A 17277-nucleotide genomic window follows, 5' to 3' on the forward strand; every position below is an offset into this window, starting at 1 on the left:
CAGAGCGAGAGAACACATGTGGGTTGGCATTATTAGCCTTTTTCCTGAAATGTTCCGTTCTGTTACTGATTTTGGAGTAACAGGTCAAGCGGTTAAAAAAGGTCTTTTATCTATTGAGACATGGAATCCTCGCGATTTCACTCATGATAAACATCGCACTGTTGATGACAGACCTTACGGTGGTGGTCCTGGCATGTTAATGATGGTTCAGCCTTTGCGCGATGCTATCCAAACAGCCAAGCAAGCAGCACCGGGAAAGACGAAAGTAATCTATCTTTCACCTCAAGGTCGTAAACTCGACCAGAAAGGTGTTGAAGAGTTGGCAACAAACGAGAACTTGCTTCTTATTTGTGGCCGCTATGAAGGGGTAGATGAGCGCATTATTCAATCTGAAGTCGACGAAGAATGGTCGATTGGCGATTTTGTGATGACGGGTGGCGAACTGCCAGCCATGACGTTGATTGATTCAGTCTCTCGGTTTGTTCCGGGTGTACTTGGAGATTTCGCATCAGCAGAAGAAGATTCTTTTGCAAATGGTTTGCTAGATTGTCCCCATTATACGCGCCCTGAGGTGCTAGACGATAAAGATGTGCCATCGGTACTCAAGTCTGGAAACCATAAGGACATTCGTCGCTGGCGATTGAAACAATCGTTGGGCCGAACTTGGCTAAGAAGACCAGAACTCCTGGAAAACCTAGCTCTGACTGACGAACAGGAACAATTACTGGCTGAATTCATTAAAGAGCAACGCTCTTAACGAAAAGCAAGCAGTAACCTATTAAATTTAGTATCAGTTTATTCTAGGAATTTATACAAATGAGCAACATCATCAAGGCTCTTGAAGAAGAGCAACTAAAATCAGACCTTCCTAAATTCGCACCAGGTGACACTGTTGTAGTTAAGGTTAAGGTAAAAGAAGGTGACCGTGAGCGTCTACAGGCTTTCGAAGGCGTTGTAATCGCTATTCGTAACCGTGGTCTACACTCTGCATTCACAGTTCGTAAGATCTCGAACGGTGAAGGCGTAGAGCGTGCGTTCCAAACTCACTCTCCAATGGTTGATAGCATCGAAGTTAAACGCCGTGGTGCAGTACGTCGTGCCAAGTTGTACTACCTACGTGAGCGTTCTGGTAAGTCAGCTCGTATTAAAGAGAAGCTTACTAAGAAGTAATTCTTTTTGCATTCTATCGATAAAAGCGGAGCCATTTGGCTCCGCTTTTTTGTGTCTGCTATTTAGAGTCTCACAGGTAAGAGATCCCCAACTTGCTCGTTCCTCACTCTGAGGATGACGAATGACAAGCCTTGATACCGTGATAGGCTGTCGAACCGCTGAGGGAGTTTTTGAATCAACCAGAGCTGTCATTCCCTAGACTGACGAAGGAGTAGGGAATCCCCATTAGTGCCGTGTTATAGGCAATAAAAAAGGATTGCCGTAAAACGCCAACCCTTCAAAATTTACTCGCTACTCGCTACTCGCTACTCGCTACTCGCTACTCGCTACTCGCGCCTAGTGTGGGTCTTCCGACCAACCATCGCTATCCGACATGTCTGGAGCACCAGCGATGCTGTTCTCTTCGTCAGCCCATTCCCCGAAATCAATCATCTGACATTGCTTGCTGCAAAACGGGCGGTGCGGGCTTTGTTCGCCCCATTCAACGTCAGTGTTACATTGAGGGCATTTAACGATGGTGATTTTCTTCGACATAGTGATTCTTAATTTGAAGGTGTAATAATAGTGAGTTTAGGCTCGAGTGAGGACTCAAGCCAAACAATAAAGGAAATGAATTAGCTGCAGATAGCCAACTCAAATTCAATATCTTGAGTACAGGCTTGCCCAGTTTCAAAGCTCATAAATTTAATAGCGAAACGGTTTTTATGTCCCGAGATCATCGGGTAGGCACCGTACTGCATTGGAATTGAAAGGCGAAGGATATTCGCTTCATCAGCATCGCTTTGGAAGAAACCTGTACGAGCGATCTGATCCTTAAAGTGACCAGTCTCTCTGGTGAGCTTCAACCATAGTGTTAGTGCTTCATACAGAGGCTGTAGGCTATCCATCCATGTCTCAGCATCTCTAACTCTCTTATCAAGAGGAAGATGAAGCCAATAATGTAGAGCCGGTAAATCAAAGCAACATGAGCCACCTGGCAAGTTAAAGCGTTGACGAATGGCGCTAAGGAAGCGGTCCTCTTTTAATGATTGCCCAAAACGTTCCGCCTGCATCAGTTCACGATAGATATGACTAATATCATTGAGCAATGATGTCAGCATCTCTTGATCGACACCTTCAACATCTAACCAACTTTTATAGGTTACACGCTGTTTCTCAATATCTTTTGCGAGTTCGCTCTTAAGTTGTATCTGTTCGAATATTTCAATCAGATCAAAGATAGAACGGAAAAAGAGTTGATACTGTTGAGCATCGGAAAATGCAGAAGATAAGTGTAACTGCCTCAAGAGTGATTCAACTCTTAAGTAGATGCGTGTTTTCTCATTTAGAGGATGTTCAAATTTATGGGTGATCATCGAGCAAACCTTCATTCAACATTGTTCTATTCTGACCCATCTACTGCACTGATTGCCAGATACTTTTGATGTAAATCTGTGATTTGAGGCAAAAGTTCTTGGTTTTTAGTATGGTTTTTAATCACGTCATCTGCAACTGCTAAGCGCTGTTCTCTTGATGCCTGTGATTTTAAAATTGATTTAACTTGTTCCCTAGAAACATTATCGCGACTCATCGTACGTTCTATTTGCACTTCTACCGGCACATCAACGATTAATACGCGATCGGTCATGCCTTGCATTTGGTTTTCAACCAATAGCGGTGCGACTAATAAACCATATGGGGATGTGATTTTAGACAGGTCACTGTCAATTTTGTCGCGGATCATAGGGTGAAGCAGTTCATTGAGCCATTGTTTCTCTGTGGGATCAGAAAAGATCACTTCGCGCAGTTTAGCTCGGTTTAGCGCCCCATCTTCGAGCAATACCTCTTCACCAAAATGAGTCGCAATCTGTTTTAGACCTTCACTGCCCAACGCCACCACTTCACGTGCCACGATATCAGCATCGACAATATCAATGTGAAAATGTTCGCTGAAGAGATTAGCTACCGTCGTTTTACCACTGGCGATCCCACCGCTTAATCCGATAATGATTGCCATGATTAAATCCCTAGTACAGAAGTGAAATACCAACCCATGATGTCATTGCCCCACATCAAACTTACCCAACCCGCAATCGCCAGGTAAGGTCCAAATGGGAACGCTTTATCTATGCCTTGCTGTTTCAAGCGAAGTTGAATCAAGCCGAAAACCAAACCAACCAGCGACGACAAAAGAATGATCATTGGTAGGTGTTGCCAGCCAAGCCATGCACCTAATGCGGCTAGGAGTTTGAAGTCTCCATATCCCATGCCTTCTTTGCCTGTTAGTAGCTTGAACAACCAATAAACAGACCACAAAGCTAGGTAGCCGGCCATTGCGCCAACTACGGAATCTTGAAGCGATACTGGGCTGATGTTAAACAGTGCTAACGCGATACCAGACCAAACCAAAGGTAAGGTGATTTGATCAGGTAACAGCATGGTATCTAGGTCGATAAAGGTTGCGGCAATCAATGCAAAGGTGAAAAAAATCAAAGCAATGGCGTAGTAACTGAAACCAAAGTGGCTAGCCACTACGGTGCATAGTATTGCAGTCAGCAGTTCGACCAATGGATAGCGAGCACTGATTGGGTTAGCACAGCTATGACACTTCCCTTTTAAGAACAACCAGCTTAATACTGGAACATTGTCGACGATTCTTAATTGGGTTTTACATTTAGGGCAAGCCGAACGAGGGATACTGAGATTGAACTTCCCCTCTGGCGCAGGAATTTTATACTGAGAGAAATACTCCGAGCACTCTTGTTGCCACTCTCGTTCCATCATAATCGGTAAACGGTGTATGACTACGTTGAGGAAACTGCCAATAAGAAGGCTAAAAATGAAAGCTAATACGGGGAATAGCCAAGGATAGTAGTGAAATACTTCCATAGTGTCCTTTACCACTTAATCAATACAAGCAGTGGTTCTCTGCTTGAGGGGTGTTTGGTTGCTTTGAGCTATCCTAACACACTCATAAGATTAAAGATCGGTAAGTACATCGCGACAACAAGCCCACCAATAGCGGTGCCTAAAAATACGATGATCAGTGGCTCTAGAATCTTACCTAAATTATCGACGGTGTTGTCGACTTCAAATTCATAAATAGATGCGATTTTATTGAGCATGTCATCAAGGTTACCGGACTCTTCTCCTATCATGACCATCTGTAAAACCATCTCAGGAAAAGCATCGGTATTGCGCATCGCGATATACATCGGCATGCCAGCGGCAGTTTCACGGTGAACCTCGATGATGGCCGATTCATAATGCAGGTTACCTGCGGTTTTGGCTGTGGTCTTCAGGCTGGTTAAAATAGGAATCCCTGAACTAAAACTGGTTGATAAGGTTCGGCTGAATTTGGCGATTGAGGCTTTGGCCAATACTCCGCCAAGAATAGGGAATCGCAAACCTAGACGGCTGAATGATAAACGAATGGAATAAGACCGTTGACGCAGTTGGTAGGTAAATAATGTGACTAACCCTATGCCAACGGCAGCATAAAGACTGTAAGCCTGTACCCAATGCGAAAGGGAGAGTACTTGTTGAGTAAACCAAGGGAGATCTGCCCCGAAGCCTGAAAACATCGATTCAAATTCAGGAATGACCATGGTGAGCATTAAGTAAGAGACAGTCAAAGCGACAGCGACCACCATTGTGGGGTAAATCAGTGCTTTTATGACCTTAGACTTTAGCTGCTCACTCTTTTCTCTATAGGTTGCTAAGCGCTCAAAGACTTGCGCTAGGTTTCCGGAAAGCTCGCCAGTAGCGACCAAGTCGGTGTACAGGTCGTCAAAGTGAGAGCTTGCCGTCCGCATCGCTTTTGATATAGGGGTTCCCGCTTCGACACCTCGACAGATGTGCAATAGAATTGATTTCATTTCAGCTTTACGGTGATTGTCTGACACTAGCTTAATGGCCTGAACGATAGGCACGCCAGTGGCAAGCATGGTCGCAAGTTGTCGAGTCAAAATGGTGATGTCTTTGGCTTTGACTCGATGTGTTAAACGAGTGACTGCTGAGATACTTTTCTTTTTGATTTTCTTAATCTGAATATGCTGCTCTTTGAGCTTTTCTCGTACTTCTAATTCGGCTAGAGCCAAGGTTTGCCCTGACACCTTTTTGCCTGAGCTATTTATGCCTTTCCAGTGGTAGTTTTTTAATTGTGACTGCAGTTTAGTGCTCATGAGTGCTCCGATGGATTATAGATACAGAACACGTTGCAGTTCTTGATAGCTAGTGGTGCCTTCAAGCAACTTATCGATACCGGATTCTTGCAGTGTTCTCATTCCTTCTCTACGCGCGAGATCTTCAATCTCTAACGCGTTAGGTTTATTAATCAGACTATTTTTTAGTTTGTCGGTAAACGGCATCACTTCGTAGATACCCACTCGACCGGAGTAACCCTGATTACACTCATTGCATCCTTGAGGATTGGCTTGGTAGATGTTTTGGCTGTTAGGAATAGAGTGACGCAGAAATATGTCCGGCGAGTTGTCAGCTGCTTTACAGTGGTTGCAAAGTCGCCTTGCCAGTCGCTGCGCGATAATCAGGCTTAATGACGAGGCGAGGTTAAATGGTTCTATCCCCATATGGGCGAGCCGAGTCACGGTTTCCGAAGCTGAGTTAGTATGGAGTGTCGAGAGGACTAAGTGACCCGTTTGCGACGCTTTGATCGCGATCTCTGCGGTTTCTAAATCACGGATCTCACCGACCATCACTACGTCAGGATCTTGTCGCAAGAACGATCGTAGTGCTTCGGCAAACCCAAAACCGATCTTTGGCGTCACCTGTACCTGATTGATACCACACAGGTTGATCTCCACCGGATCTTCAGCAGTTGAGATATTACGCTCAGAGGTGTTAAGCATGCGAAGTCCAGTGTAAAGAGAGACCGTTTTGCCACTGCCTGTGGGCCCAGTCATTAAGATCATCCCTTGGGGGCGTTTTAGGGCATTGAGATAGAGCGCTTTTTGATCCTCGCTGTAACCTAATTTATCGATATCTAAATTGGCTGCGCTGCTGTCTAGAAGACGCAGTACGATCTTTTCTCCCCACAATGTCGGTAGAGTCGACACACGCATATCGATCGCCAGCTCGTCGTTCAAACGCAGCTTAATACGGCCGTCTTGAGGTAAGCGACGTTCAGCGATATCAAGTTTGGCGAGAATCTTTAAACGAGCGGATAACCGACGGCTTAAATGAGACGCGGGCTGTTGGACCTCAACAAGAATGCCATCGCAACGCAGACGCACTCGGTAGTTTTCTTCATAAGGTTCGAAGTGGATGTCTGATGCGCCTTTACGCACCGCATCAACCAGTATCTGATTGATAAATCGACTGACAGGGGAGTCGTCTTGACTGAGATCTTCAATGGAAGCTATTTCATCGTCAGACACTTCAACAAGATTGGCGAGCTCATCTTGGGTGATCTCTTTGCGCTTGGAGTCTTGCCCGGAAATAGAGCGACCATACAGCTTTCGTATGGCGCCTTCTAATTCTGAATAGTTAGCGACAACGAGTTCTATCTGCAATCCAGTCGCGAATCTAAAATCGTCTTCAGCTTGCAAGTCGGTTGGATCGGCAGAGGCGAGCGTAAGAGTAGAACTAGAAACTGAAATCGGGATTGCTCGATATTTGGTGATCAACTCACGAAGCCCCAATTGCTCACACAAGACTTCATAGTCAGTATTGGCCAGTTGCACTAACGGCAAACCGAAGATGGTTTGAATGCTATGCGCGAGACTCTCGCCGGTGAATAAGCCCAGAGTGAGCAAAGCTTCTGGCGTTGACCCGCCAGAAGCTTGAACCTGCTCTGCAACAGCTTGTTCTTGAGTCAGGCTAAGCAAGTTAGCCTGAAGCAGAACGGTTGGGAGGTTAGCGTACATTAGTTACCTGTACAATCTATACTTCTGCCAGCTGTCGTACAACCAGTACCTGTTAGGCCCCATTGAACTACCCCATTGCCAATTACTGGAGTCAGGATAAGAGTCATTGCAACACCAGCATCTGTTACGGCGGTTGTTGTTAATGAAATTACACCATTAGCAATCGCTAATTCATCGACATAAGCAATTGTAGCGCCGTTATCAGCAGCAATAGCTGCCGGAATATCACCAACAGTATTATTACAGCCATTCAATTGCCCAAGATCTTGAGCACACAGAGCTACTGCTGTTTTCATTCCTGAAACCCCTGCGGCGGCACCTGCAACTCGTGTTCTTTGTGTGTAGTCTGAGTATGCAGGAATGGCAAACGCTGATAAAACCCCAATAATCGCAACCACAATCATCAATTCAATCAGCGTAAAGCCTTTCTGGTTTTTTCTTTTGTTTTTCATTGTTCTATTCCATTCGTTTAGTTTGTTTCAGTGCAAGCACCGGTTGATGGAGAGAATAGAAGTTGAGATTTAGAAGTGGAATGGTGTTCAGATGCAGGCGCGAGTGGTTTTGTATTTATTGGTGTGTTGTTTCATATGGAGCGCAAAATTATGCGATCAGCTTAGTTAACTGATTGATATACTGATAATAAAAGCAATAAAAAGGCATGGCTGATTGCCATGCCTAGAAGTTAAGTGATTGATAGAACTATGAGATTAAGCTTTGAATCGCATTGAAAGGTCCATTGCTTTTAGATGCTTAGTCAGTGCACCCACTGAGATGTAATCGACACCCGTTTCAGCGAACTCTGCAATCGTATCTAAAGTCACGTTACCTGAGTTTTCTAGTGCTGCACGACCTGCGTTAATTTTAACGGCTTCACGCATCATGTCAGTGGTGAAGTTATCTAGCATGATGATGTCTGCACCGGCGCTGATCGCTTGCTCAAGCTCTGCTAGGCTTTCTGTTTCCACTTCCACTGGCTTACCCGGGTTCAGCTCTTTTGCTGTCGAGATCGCTTTCTCAATGCCACCACATGCGATGATATGGTTTTCTTTGATTAGGTACGCATCGAAAACGCCAATACGGTGGTTGAAGCCACCACCACAAGCAACAGCGTATTTTAGTGCGCTGCGAAGGCCAGGAATCGTTTTTCGAGTGTCTAATAAGCGGCATTCTGTGTGTTTGATTTTGTCAGCGTAGATTGCTGTCGCCGTCGCACAACCCGATAGTGTTTGAATGAAGTTCATTGCGTTACGCTCACCGGTTAAAAGTGCGCGAGCAGGGCCTGCTAGCGTGCAAAGTGTTTGGTTTGGTTCAACCTTGTCACCGTCTTCTACGTTCCACTCGATAGTGACTTCACCGCCCAATTGCTTAAACACTTCATCAGCCCAAGCTTTACCACAGAACACACCGTGCTCACGGGTAATGATAGTTGCGCTGTTGATTGCGTCTGCAGGGATTAGACTTGCCGTAATATCAGCCGCTGGATCTAACGTTCCACCTAGATCTTCTTTGATGGTCTCAGCGACTGCGCGAGTGATCTCTAGCGGCAGTTGCTCTTTTAAGTAATCAAGGCGTTGGTGGCTGTTATGTGTGTTTTTCATTGCAAATCTAATCTTGAAAGGGAGTGGGAATGGAATGATACTCTTGCTTAACTTCAAATTAAAGAGGCTAGCGCGACTGCTCTATGGGCAAAGTCACAATCTTATTGCGCTAGTAGAAAAGAAAGCGAGACTAAGATGACGATGAGCTCCAACGGATGGTACGACAATGCTCGGCATGTTCCTTCTCCGTATTTTGATGCTAGACCCAGCACCGACGATATCTCTCTGCTGGTGGTTCATAACATTAGTTTACCACCAGGCCAATTTGGCGGCCCTTACATTGAACAGTTTTTCACGGGCAAACTTGATCCAGCAGATCATCCATTTTTTAAAGTGATTCACCAAATGGGCGTTTCGGCACATTGCTTGATTCGCCGTGATGGTGAGGTGGTACAGTTTGTGTCATTTCTTGACCGAGCTTGGCACGCAGGCCAGTCGAGCTTTGCGGGGCGTAAAAGGTGTAATGATTACTCGATTGGTATTGAACTCGAAGGAAGCGACTTTATCGCTTATACAGAGCGGCAGTACCAAGCGCTTTCTCGATTAACAGAAACGATCGTGTCGACTTTCCCTCAAATAACCACCGAGCGTATCACTGGTCATCAATATATAGCCCCGCTACGCAAAACTGACCCTGGTTTGGTTTTCGATTGGCAGAAGTTTAAAGGCGAGCTCAAGGTTTAAGCCTCATTATCGAAGATGCTCTTATTGTTGCTGGTGGTTGAATAGTCAACGCCTAGCATAATGACTTGTGAATTTTTGTTGTTGCGATGTAAATAAAGTGGTTAGGGGGAGGGCGTCAATAAATCGAGAGTGTGACGAGCTTATCAAACGATCTAATATTAAAACTTATGAACAGGATTTCTACCTCTAATGTGCGCTTGGTTGGATTTTTAATCAAGTGGCACTCATCTTTCTGAAACAATCCATTTTTATCCTGAAACTTTCTAGCACGGATACTCCCCAAAAGTATTACCCCTGTAAATGGTAAGACCAAATTGGTTGCTGTTTTAAGTTTCATTTGTTAAATCATGGTTAATTCGTGCTGTGTTCTATGATTCAGGTCAATTTTAGTCTGGACAGTGGCGTTTTAATTATGTTAATTTCTGCCCAACTTAAAATTGGTAATACCAATTGTCAGCGAAGAAAAAGAAGAACAACAAACTATGGCTTATCAAAGGATTCGTCAGCCAAAACTCTCGGACGTTATCGAACAAGAGTTAGAAAGGTTGATAGTGGAAGGAACACTGGCTCCAGGGCAGCAGCTGCCGCCTGAGCGTGAACTGGCGAAACAGTTCGATGTGTCTCGTCCTTCAATCCGAGAAGCGATACAACGTTTAGAAGCAAAACGCTTGCTTACTCGCCGTCAAGGTGGAGGTACGTTTGTTAGCGAAAATATCTGGAAAAGCTTTTCAGATCCTTTGCTTAATTTGTTGTCCTCCCATTCTGAAACCCAACTAGACTTGTTGGAATCGCGTCATGCGATGGAAGGGATTTCGGCTTACTTCGCGGCATTACGTGGTACTGATGAAGACTTTGCTCGAATTCAAGCATGCCAAGAAAAAATTCGCGGTGCGCAAGATAAGGGTGATATTGAAGCCGAGTCTGCAGCTGTGATGGCTTTTCTTATTGCTTTAACAGAGGCAGCGCACAATGTGGTGTTATTGCACATTGTTCGTAGTTTGGCTCCGTTACTCGAACAAAACGTCTTAGAAAATTTAAAACTGTTGCATCGTCGTAAAGACGTTGTGGAGAAAGTGAGTATACATCGAGCTAATATTGTAGATGCGATCGTTTCAGGACAGCCAGAACAGGCGCGTGAAATGTCACACTCTCATTTAGCTTACATCGAAGAAACATTGATGGATTTGACCAAAGAAGAGTCGCGCCGCGAACGTTCTTTACGTCGAATCCAACAGGGTAAATAGTCGTAATACTTCGGCTTTTTACGTGTTTAGTAGAATCCAACTAACAAAAAGGATAGATCGCCATGTCTGACATGAAGCATGACGTTGATGCTCTGGAAACTCAAGATTGGTTAGAAGCTCTTGAGTCAGTAGTACGTGAAGAAGGTGTAGAACGTGCACAGTTTTTACTAGAACAAGTTCTAGATAAAGCGCGTTTAGATGGTGTTGATATGGCTACAGGCATCAACACGAACTACATCAACACAATTCCAGCAGCACAAGAGCCAGCTTACCCTGGTGACGTAACTCTTGAGCGTCGTATTCGTTCGATTATTCGCTGGAACGCAATCATGATTGTATTGCGTGCTTCTAAGAAAGACCTAGACCTTGGTGGTCACATGGCTTCTTACCAGTCAGCTGCTGCGTTCTACGAAGTATGTTTTAACCACTTCTTCCGTGCTCCAAACGAGACCGACGGTGGCGATCTAGTTTACTACCAAGGTCACATCTCTCCTGGTATCTACTCTCGTGCATTCGTTGAAGGTCGTCTAACTGAAGAACAGCTAGATAACTTCCGTCAAGAAGTTGATGGTAAAGGTATCCCTTCATACCCGCACCCTAAACTAATGCCTGAATTCTGGCAGTTCCCAACAGTATCTATGGGTCTAGGCCCTATCTCTGCTATCTACCAAGCGCGCTTCCTTAAGTACCTTGAAGGTCGTGGCATGAAAGATACTTCAGGTCAGCGTGTATACGCGTTCCTAGGTGACGGTGAGATGGATGAGCCAGAATCACGTGGTGCTATCTCTTTCGCTGCGCGTGAGAAGCTAGACAACCTATGTTTCCTAATCAACTGTAACCTACAGCGTCTAGACGGCCCTGTAATGGGTAACGGTAGCATCATCCAAGAACTTGAAGGCCTATTTAAAGGCGCAGGTTGGAACGTTGTTAAAGTTATCTGGGGTAGCAACTGGGATTCTCTACTAGCTAAAGACACGACTGGTAAGCTTCTTCAACTAATGAATGAAACTATCGATGGTGACTACCAAACATTCAAATCTAAAGATGGCGCATACGTACGTGAGCACTTCTTTGGTAAGTACCCAGAAACAGCTGCACTAGTTGCAGACATGACTGATGACGAAATCTTCGCTCTTAAGCGTGGTGGTCACGATTCTTCTAAACTGTTTGCTGCATTCAACAATGCAAAAGAGACAAACGGCAAGCCAACTGTAATCCTAGCTAAGACTGTTAAAGGTTACGGCATGGGTGATGCAGCTGAAGGTAAGAACATTGCACACGGTGTTAAGAAAATGGACATGACTCATGTTCAACACCTACGTGATCGCCTAGGCCTAGAAGACATCCTTTCAGATGAGAAGATCGCTGAACTTCCTTACCTGAAACTGGAAGAAGGTACGCCTGAGTACGAATACATGCACGCTCGTCGTAACGCTCTACACGGTTACACACCAGCACGTCTTCCTAAGTTTACTCAAGAGTTCAAGGTTCCTGAGCTAGACGCATTCGCACCTCTACTAGGTGAACAGAAGCGTGATATCTCTACAACTATGGCTTATGTACGTACGCTAAACATCCTTCTTAAAGATAAGAACATTGGTAAGAACATCGTTCCTATCATCTGTGATGAAGCTCGTACATTCGGTATGGAAGGTCTATTCCGTCAGGTTGGTATCTACAACCCACACGGTCAAGAATACACACCTGAAGATAAAGGCATCGTTTCTTACTACAAAGAAGCAACGTCTGGTCAAGTTCTTCAAGAAGGTATCAACGAACTAGGTTCTATGGCTTCATGGGTTGCTGCTGCAACTTCATACAGCACAAACGATCTACCGATGATCCCGTTCTACATCTACTACTCAATGTTCGGTTTCCAACGTATTGGTGACATGGCATGGCTAGCAGGCGACCAACAAGCTCGTGGCTTCCTACTAGGTGCTACTGCAGGTCGTACAACACTGAACGGTGAAGGCCTACAACACGAAGATGGTCACTCGCACATCCAAGCGAACACTATCCCGAACTGTATCTCTTACGACCCAACGTTTGCTTACGAGCTAGCGGTAATTATGCAAGACGGTATCCGTCGCATGTACGGTCCTGAGCAAGAGAACGTTTACTACTACCTAACAGTAATGAACGAGAACTACGCAATGCCAGCAATGCCTGAAGGCGCTGAAGAAGGTATCCGTAAAGGTATCTACAAGCTTGAATCTCACGCTGGTGCTAAGGGCAAAGTTCAACTAATGAGCTCTGGTACAATCATGAACGAAGCGCGTAAAGCAGCTGAAATTCTAAGCGAAGAGTACGGCGTAGCATCTGACGTATTCTCTGTAACGTCGTTCAACGAACTAACTCGTGACGGCCAAGCGGTAGAGCGTGACAACATGCTTCACCCAGAAGCTGAAGAGAAAGTACCGTACATCACGACTGTTCTTGGTAAAGAACCTGCAATCGCAGTGACTGACTACATGAAGAACTACGCTGAGCAAGTACGTGCGTACATGCCAACTGAGTCTTACAAAGTACTTGGTACAGATGGTTTCGGCCGTTCTGACAGCCGTGCAAACCTACGTCGTCACTTCGAAGTTAACGCTGGCTACATCGTAGTTGCAGCTCTAACTGAACTGGCTAAACGTGGTGACATCGAGAAATCTGTAGTTGTTGAAGCAATTGCTAAATTCGATATCGACACTGAAAAAACTAACCCGCAATACGCATAAGACTGGCATTAAGGTAGGTAAATACAATGACAATCGAAATTAATGTACCAGACATCGGTGCTGACGAGGTTGAAGTAACTGAGATTCTTGTAAACGTTGGCGACAAGGTTGAAGAAGAGCAGTCATTGATCACTGTTGAAGGCGATAAAGCTTCAATGGAAGTTCCTGCGTCTCAAGCGGGTATCGTTAAAGAAATCAAAGTAGCAGAAGGCGATTCTGTTTCTACTGGTTCTCTTATCATGATCTTCGAAGCGGAAGGTGCTGCAGCAGCACCGGCTGCTCCAGCAGTTGAAGCGGCGGCACCAGTTGCAGCTGCTCCTGCAGCGGCAGCTGAGCTTAAAGAAGTTCACGTTCCTGACATCGGCGGTGATGAAGTTGAAGTAACTGAAATCATGGTTGCTATCGGTGACGCAGTAGAAGAAGAGCAATCTCTTCTTACTGTTGAAGGTGACAAGGCTTCAATGGAAGTTCCTGCACCATTCGCTGGTATCGTTAAAGAAATCAAGATCGCTTCTGGTGATTCAGTTTCTACTGGTTCTCTAGTAATGGTATTCGAAGTGGCTGGTTCAGCACCTGCAGCAGCTCCGGCTCCTGCGGCGGCAGCACCAGTTGCAGCGGCTCCAGCAGCATCTGCTGAGAAAGAAGTAAACGTTCCTGATATCGGTGGTGACGAAGTAGAAGTTACTGAAATCATGGTAGCGGTTGGCGATACAGTAGAAGAAGAGCAATCTCTAATTACTGTTGAAGGCGACAAAGCTTCAATGGAAGTTCCTGCACCATTCGCTGGTACAGTAAAAGAAATCAAGATTGCAGCTGGCGACAAAGTGTCAACTGGCTCTCTAATCATGACTTTCGTAGTTGAAGGCGCAGCGCCTGCTCCTGTTGCAGCACCTGCACAAGCAGCAGCTCCAGCGGCGGCACCTGCTCCTAAAGCAGAAGCACCTGCAGCGGCTCCAGCAGCAGCTGGCGACTTCCAAGAGAACGGTGACTACGCTCACGCTTCTCCAGTAGTTCGTCGTCTAGCTCGTGAATTTGGCGTTAACCTTTCTAAGGTTAAAGGTACTGGTCGTAAGAGCCGTATCCTTAAAGAAGACGTTCAGTCTTACGTTAAAGATGCACTTAAGCGTCTTGAGTCTGGTGCAGCTGCATCTGGCAAAGGCGGCGACGGTTCTGCTCTTGGTCTACTACCATGGCCAAAAGTTGACTTCAGCAAGTTCGGCGAAACTGAAGTTCAGAAGCTTTCTAAGATTAAGAAGATCTCTGGCGCTAACCTGCACCGTAACTGGGTAATGATCCCTCACGTTACACAGTGGGACAACGCAGACATCACTGAGCTAGAAGCATTCCGTAAAGAACAGAACGCAATCGAAGCGAAGAAAGACACTGGCATGAAGATCACTCCACTTGTGTTCATCATGAAAGCTGTTGCTAAAGCGCTAGAAGCATTCCCGGCGTTTAACTCTTCTCTTTCTGAAGATGGCGAAAGCATCATTCTTAAGAAGTACGTAAACGTGGGTATCGCTGTTGATACACCAAACGGTCTAGTTGTTCCTGTTTTCAAAGACGTGAACAAGAAAGGCATTTACGAGCTATCTGAAGAGCTAATGGCTGTTTCTAAGAAAGCACGTTCTGGTAAGCTAACAGCGGCAGACATGCAAGGCGGTTGTTTCACAATCTCTAGCCTTGGTGGTATTGGCGGTACTGCATTTACTCCAATCGTAAATGCTCCAGAAGTAGGTATCCTAGGTGTATCTAAGTCTGAAATTAAGCCAGTTTGGAATGGTAAAGAGTTCCAACCACGTCTACAGCTTCCACTGTCTCTATCATACGACCACCGTGTGATCGATGGTGCTGAAGGTGCACGCTTCATTACTTTCCTAAACAGCGCACTATCTGACATTCGTCGTCTAGTACTGTAATTGAGAAAGTAATTATTAAGGTGACTTTCGGGTCACCTTAATTCTTTATATAAAGACTATTTTTAGAGAACAGTTTCCTGCATTTCTCATAATCTGATGGGGAATTGTTGTCTAGCTCACAGGCTAACTTAAAGCTACTTTCACACTGTTAACATCTCTGTAAAATGTTTCCTGTTTGAAAGCCCAATAATTTTAAGAACATCTACTCAGCCTGTTAGGGATAATGACTACAAGAGGTCACAATGAGCAAAGAAATTAAAGCCCAAGTTGTTGTACTTGGTTCAGGTCCTGCTGGTTACTCAGCGGCATTCCGTTGTGCGGATTTAGGTCTAGAAACAGTACTAGTTGAACGTTACAGCACTCTTGGTGGTGTATGTCTAAACGTTGGTTGTATTCCATCAAAAGCACTTCTTCACGTTTCTAAAGTAATCGAAGAAGCTAAAGCGATGGCAGAGCACGGCGTTGTATTCGGCGAGCCACAAACGGACATCAACAAGATCCGTATCTGGAAAGAAAAAGTAGTTGATCAACTAACTGGCGGTCTTGGCGGTATGGCTAAGATGCGTAACGTTACTGTTGTTAACGGTTTCGGTAAGTTCACTGGTCCTAACAGCATTCTTGTTGAAGGCGAAGGCGAAGCAACAACTGTTAACTTCGACAACGCAATCATTGCTGCGGGTTCTCGCCCAATCAAACTTCCTTTCATCCCACATGAAGACCCACGTATTTGGGATTCTACGGATGCACTAGAATTAAACGAAGTACCAGAAAAACTGCTTATCATGGGCGGTGGTATCATCGGTCTTGAGATGGGTACGGTTTACCACTCTCTAGGTTCTAAAGTTGAAGTTGTTGAGATGTTCGATCAAGTTATCCCTGCTGCGGATAAAGACATCGTTAAAGTCTTCACTAAGCGCATTAAAGATAAGTTCAAGCTAATGCTTGAAACTAAAGTGACAGCGGTTGAAGCGAAAGAAGACGGTATCTACGTTTCAATGGAAGGCAAGAAAGCACCAGCAGAAGCTGAGCGCTACGATGCAGTTCTTGTTGCTATCGGTCGTGTTCCAAACGGTGCACTTATCGACGCTGAAAAAGCAGGTATCGAAGTTGATGAGCGCGGTTTCATCAATGTTGATAAGCAAATGCGTACTAACGTTCCTCACATCCACGCGATCGGTGATGTTGTTGGTCAACCAATGCTTGCTCACAAAGGTGTGCATGAAGGTCACGTAGCTGCTGAAGTTATCTCTGGTAAGAAGCACTACTTCGATCCTAAAGTAATCCCATCAATTGCGTACACTGAGCCAGAAGTAGCTTGGGTAGGTAAGACTGAGAAAGAAGCGAAAGCGGAAGGCCTGAACTACGAAGTTGCTACTTTCCCTTGGGCTGCTTCTGGTCGTGCAATCGCTTCTGACTGTGCTGACGGTATGACTAAGATGATCTTCGATAAAGAGACTCATCGCGTAATCGGTGGTGCTGTTGTTGGTACTAACGGTGGTGAACTTCTTGGCGAAATCGGCCTAGCAATCGAAATGGGTTGTGATGCAGAAGATATCGCACTGACTATCCACGCTCACCCAACTCTACACGAGTCTGTTGGTCTTGCTGCGGAAGTATTCGAAGGTTCAATCACTGACCTTCCAAATAAGAAAGCAGTGAAAAAGAAAAAGTAAATACTCTTCATACTTGAAGCCGCAGCGTTGTTAACTGCGTAAGTTCACCCTAATCACATAGTAAATCTATGCTCATAGGGCTGAACTTACTTGTTGCCTAGCTGCAACTCCAATTATTTTGAGTATATCTAGATTATAAAAGCCGCTGATTCGTCAGTGGCTTTTTTATGTCTGAAGAAAGATGGCTGCCTGCCTGCCTGTAAGAGATCCCCAACTCGCTCGTCCCTCGCTCTTGAGGGTGATGAAGTAAAGTGTTGAAGCTCATGCTTTAGTGTCTAATTAATTTTTCCGTCTGTCGTTTACGATGACGATGAAGTTAAGCGTAGTAGTTCTTTATATCCGTCATTCTCTAGAGTGACGAAGGAAGGAATAGGGAATCTGATTAGGTGAGAGGAAATA

At 45.1% G+C, this 17277-nt stretch carries 14 protein-coding genes and 1 pseudogene; 7 read left to right on the forward strand and 8 right to left on the reverse strand.

Annotated features, from left to right (window positions below):
* Window positions 1-16: 16 nt before the first annotated feature.
* On the forward strand, window positions 17-757 hold the full coding sequence (gene trmD, locus ACED42_RS05285) for a tRNA (guanosine(37)-N1)-methyltransferase TrmD (RefSeq protein WP_004735512.1): 741 nt from the start codon (window positions 17-19) through the stop codon (window positions 755-757).
* Window positions 758-816: 59 nt separating this feature from the next.
* Window positions 817-1170, forward strand: a complete 354-nt coding sequence (rplS, locus tag ACED42_RS05290; RefSeq protein ID WP_009847607.1) for a 50S ribosomal protein L19 — start codon at window positions 817-819, stop codon at window positions 1168-1170.
* Between the two features lie 336 nt (window positions 1171-1506).
* Here rplS and yacG read toward each other — a convergent pair whose 3' ends face one another.
* From yacG to nadC, 8 genes are all read right to left on the reverse strand, one after another.
* The gene (gene yacG, locus ACED42_RS05295) at window positions 1507-1704 is read right to left on the reverse strand and encodes a DNA gyrase inhibitor YacG (RefSeq protein WP_017056605.1); all 198 of its coding nucleotides are present in this window, start codon (window positions 1702-1704) and stop codon (window positions 1507-1509) included.
* A gap of 80 nt (window positions 1705-1784) precedes the next feature.
* Window positions 1785-2525 carry a cell division protein ZapD gene (gene zapD, locus ACED42_RS05300; protein ID WP_012604748.1) on the reverse strand — a complete coding sequence of 247 codons (741 nt, stop codon included), beginning with the start codon at window positions 2523-2525 and terminating at the stop codon, window positions 1785-1787.
* Between the two features lie 26 nt (window positions 2526-2551).
* Complete coding sequence (gene coaE / locus ACED42_RS05305; RefSeq protein ID WP_017097339.1) at window positions 2552-3166, reverse strand: dephospho-CoA kinase; 615 nt, start codon at window positions 3164-3166, stop codon at window positions 2552-2554.
* 2 nt (window positions 3167-3168) lie between these two features.
* The gene (locus tag ACED42_RS05310) at window positions 3169-4038 is read right to left on the reverse strand and encodes an A24 family peptidase (protein ID WP_086048774.1); all 870 of its coding nucleotides are present in this window, start codon (window positions 4036-4038) and stop codon (window positions 3169-3171) included.
* A gap of 68 nt (window positions 4039-4106) precedes the next feature.
* Window positions 4107-5333: a type II secretion system F family protein gene (locus ACED42_RS05315; protein ID WP_371701732.1), complete on the reverse strand. Its 1227-nt coding sequence runs from the start codon at window positions 5331-5333 to the stop codon at window positions 4107-4109.
* 15 nt (window positions 5334-5348) lie between these two features.
* The gene (gene pilB / locus ACED42_RS05320) at window positions 5349-7034 is read right to left on the reverse strand and encodes a type IV-A pilus assembly ATPase PilB (protein ID WP_371701734.1); all 1686 of its coding nucleotides are present in this window, start codon (window positions 7032-7034) and stop codon (window positions 5349-5351) included.
* Window positions 7034-7486, reverse strand: coding sequence for a prepilin-type N-terminal cleavage/methylation domain-containing protein (locus ACED42_RS05325; protein WP_371701736.1), 453 nt, complete (start codon window positions 7484-7486; stop codon window positions 7034-7036). The genes pilB and ACED42_RS05325 overlap by 1 nt, the downstream gene beginning before the upstream one ends.
* A 255-nt stretch (window positions 7487-7741) precedes the next feature.
* Entirely contained in the window at window positions 7742-8632 is an 891-nt protein-coding gene (gene nadC, locus ACED42_RS05330) for a carboxylating nicotinate-nucleotide diphosphorylase (protein ID WP_102249157.1), read from the reverse strand.
* Window positions 8633-8715: 83 nt separating this feature from the next.
* On the opposite strand from nadC, the pseudogene ampD reads away from it, so the two are divergent.
* From ampD to lpdA, 5 genes and pseudogenes are all read left to right on the forward strand, one after another.
* Window positions 8716-9316, forward strand: a pseudogene (gene ampD / locus ACED42_RS05335) (1,6-anhydro-N-acetylmuramyl-L-alanine amidase AmpD).
* Window positions 9317-9798: 482 nt separating this feature from the next.
* A complete protein-coding gene (gene pdhR / locus ACED42_RS05340; protein ID WP_009847596.1) occupies window positions 9799-10560 on the forward strand; it encodes a pyruvate dehydrogenase complex transcriptional repressor PdhR in 762 nt (253 codons plus the stop codon).
* 62 nt (window positions 10561-10622) lie between these two features.
* Complete coding sequence (aceE, locus tag ACED42_RS05345) at window positions 10623-13286, forward strand: pyruvate dehydrogenase (acetyl-transferring), homodimeric type (protein ID WP_371701738.1); 2664 nt, start codon at window positions 10623-10625, stop codon at window positions 13284-13286.
* A gap of 26 nt (window positions 13287-13312) precedes the next feature.
* Window positions 13313-15205, forward strand: coding sequence for a pyruvate dehydrogenase complex dihydrolipoyllysine-residue acetyltransferase (gene aceF / locus ACED42_RS05350; RefSeq protein ID WP_102433045.1), 1893 nt, complete (start codon window positions 13313-13315; stop codon window positions 15203-15205).
* A gap of 242 nt (window positions 15206-15447) precedes the next feature.
* Window positions 15448-16878 (forward strand): dihydrolipoyl dehydrogenase, encoded by a 1431-nt coding sequence (gene lpdA, locus ACED42_RS05355; RefSeq protein ID WP_012604738.1) that lies wholly within the window; start codon window positions 15448-15450, stop codon window positions 16876-16878.
* Window positions 16879-17277 lie beyond the last annotated feature (399 nt).

This window comes from Vibrio sp. FF145 (assembly GCF_041439075.1).
GTDB classification, from domain to species: Bacteria; Pseudomonadota; Gammaproteobacteria; order Enterobacterales; family Vibrionaceae; genus Vibrio; species Vibrio tasmaniensis_A.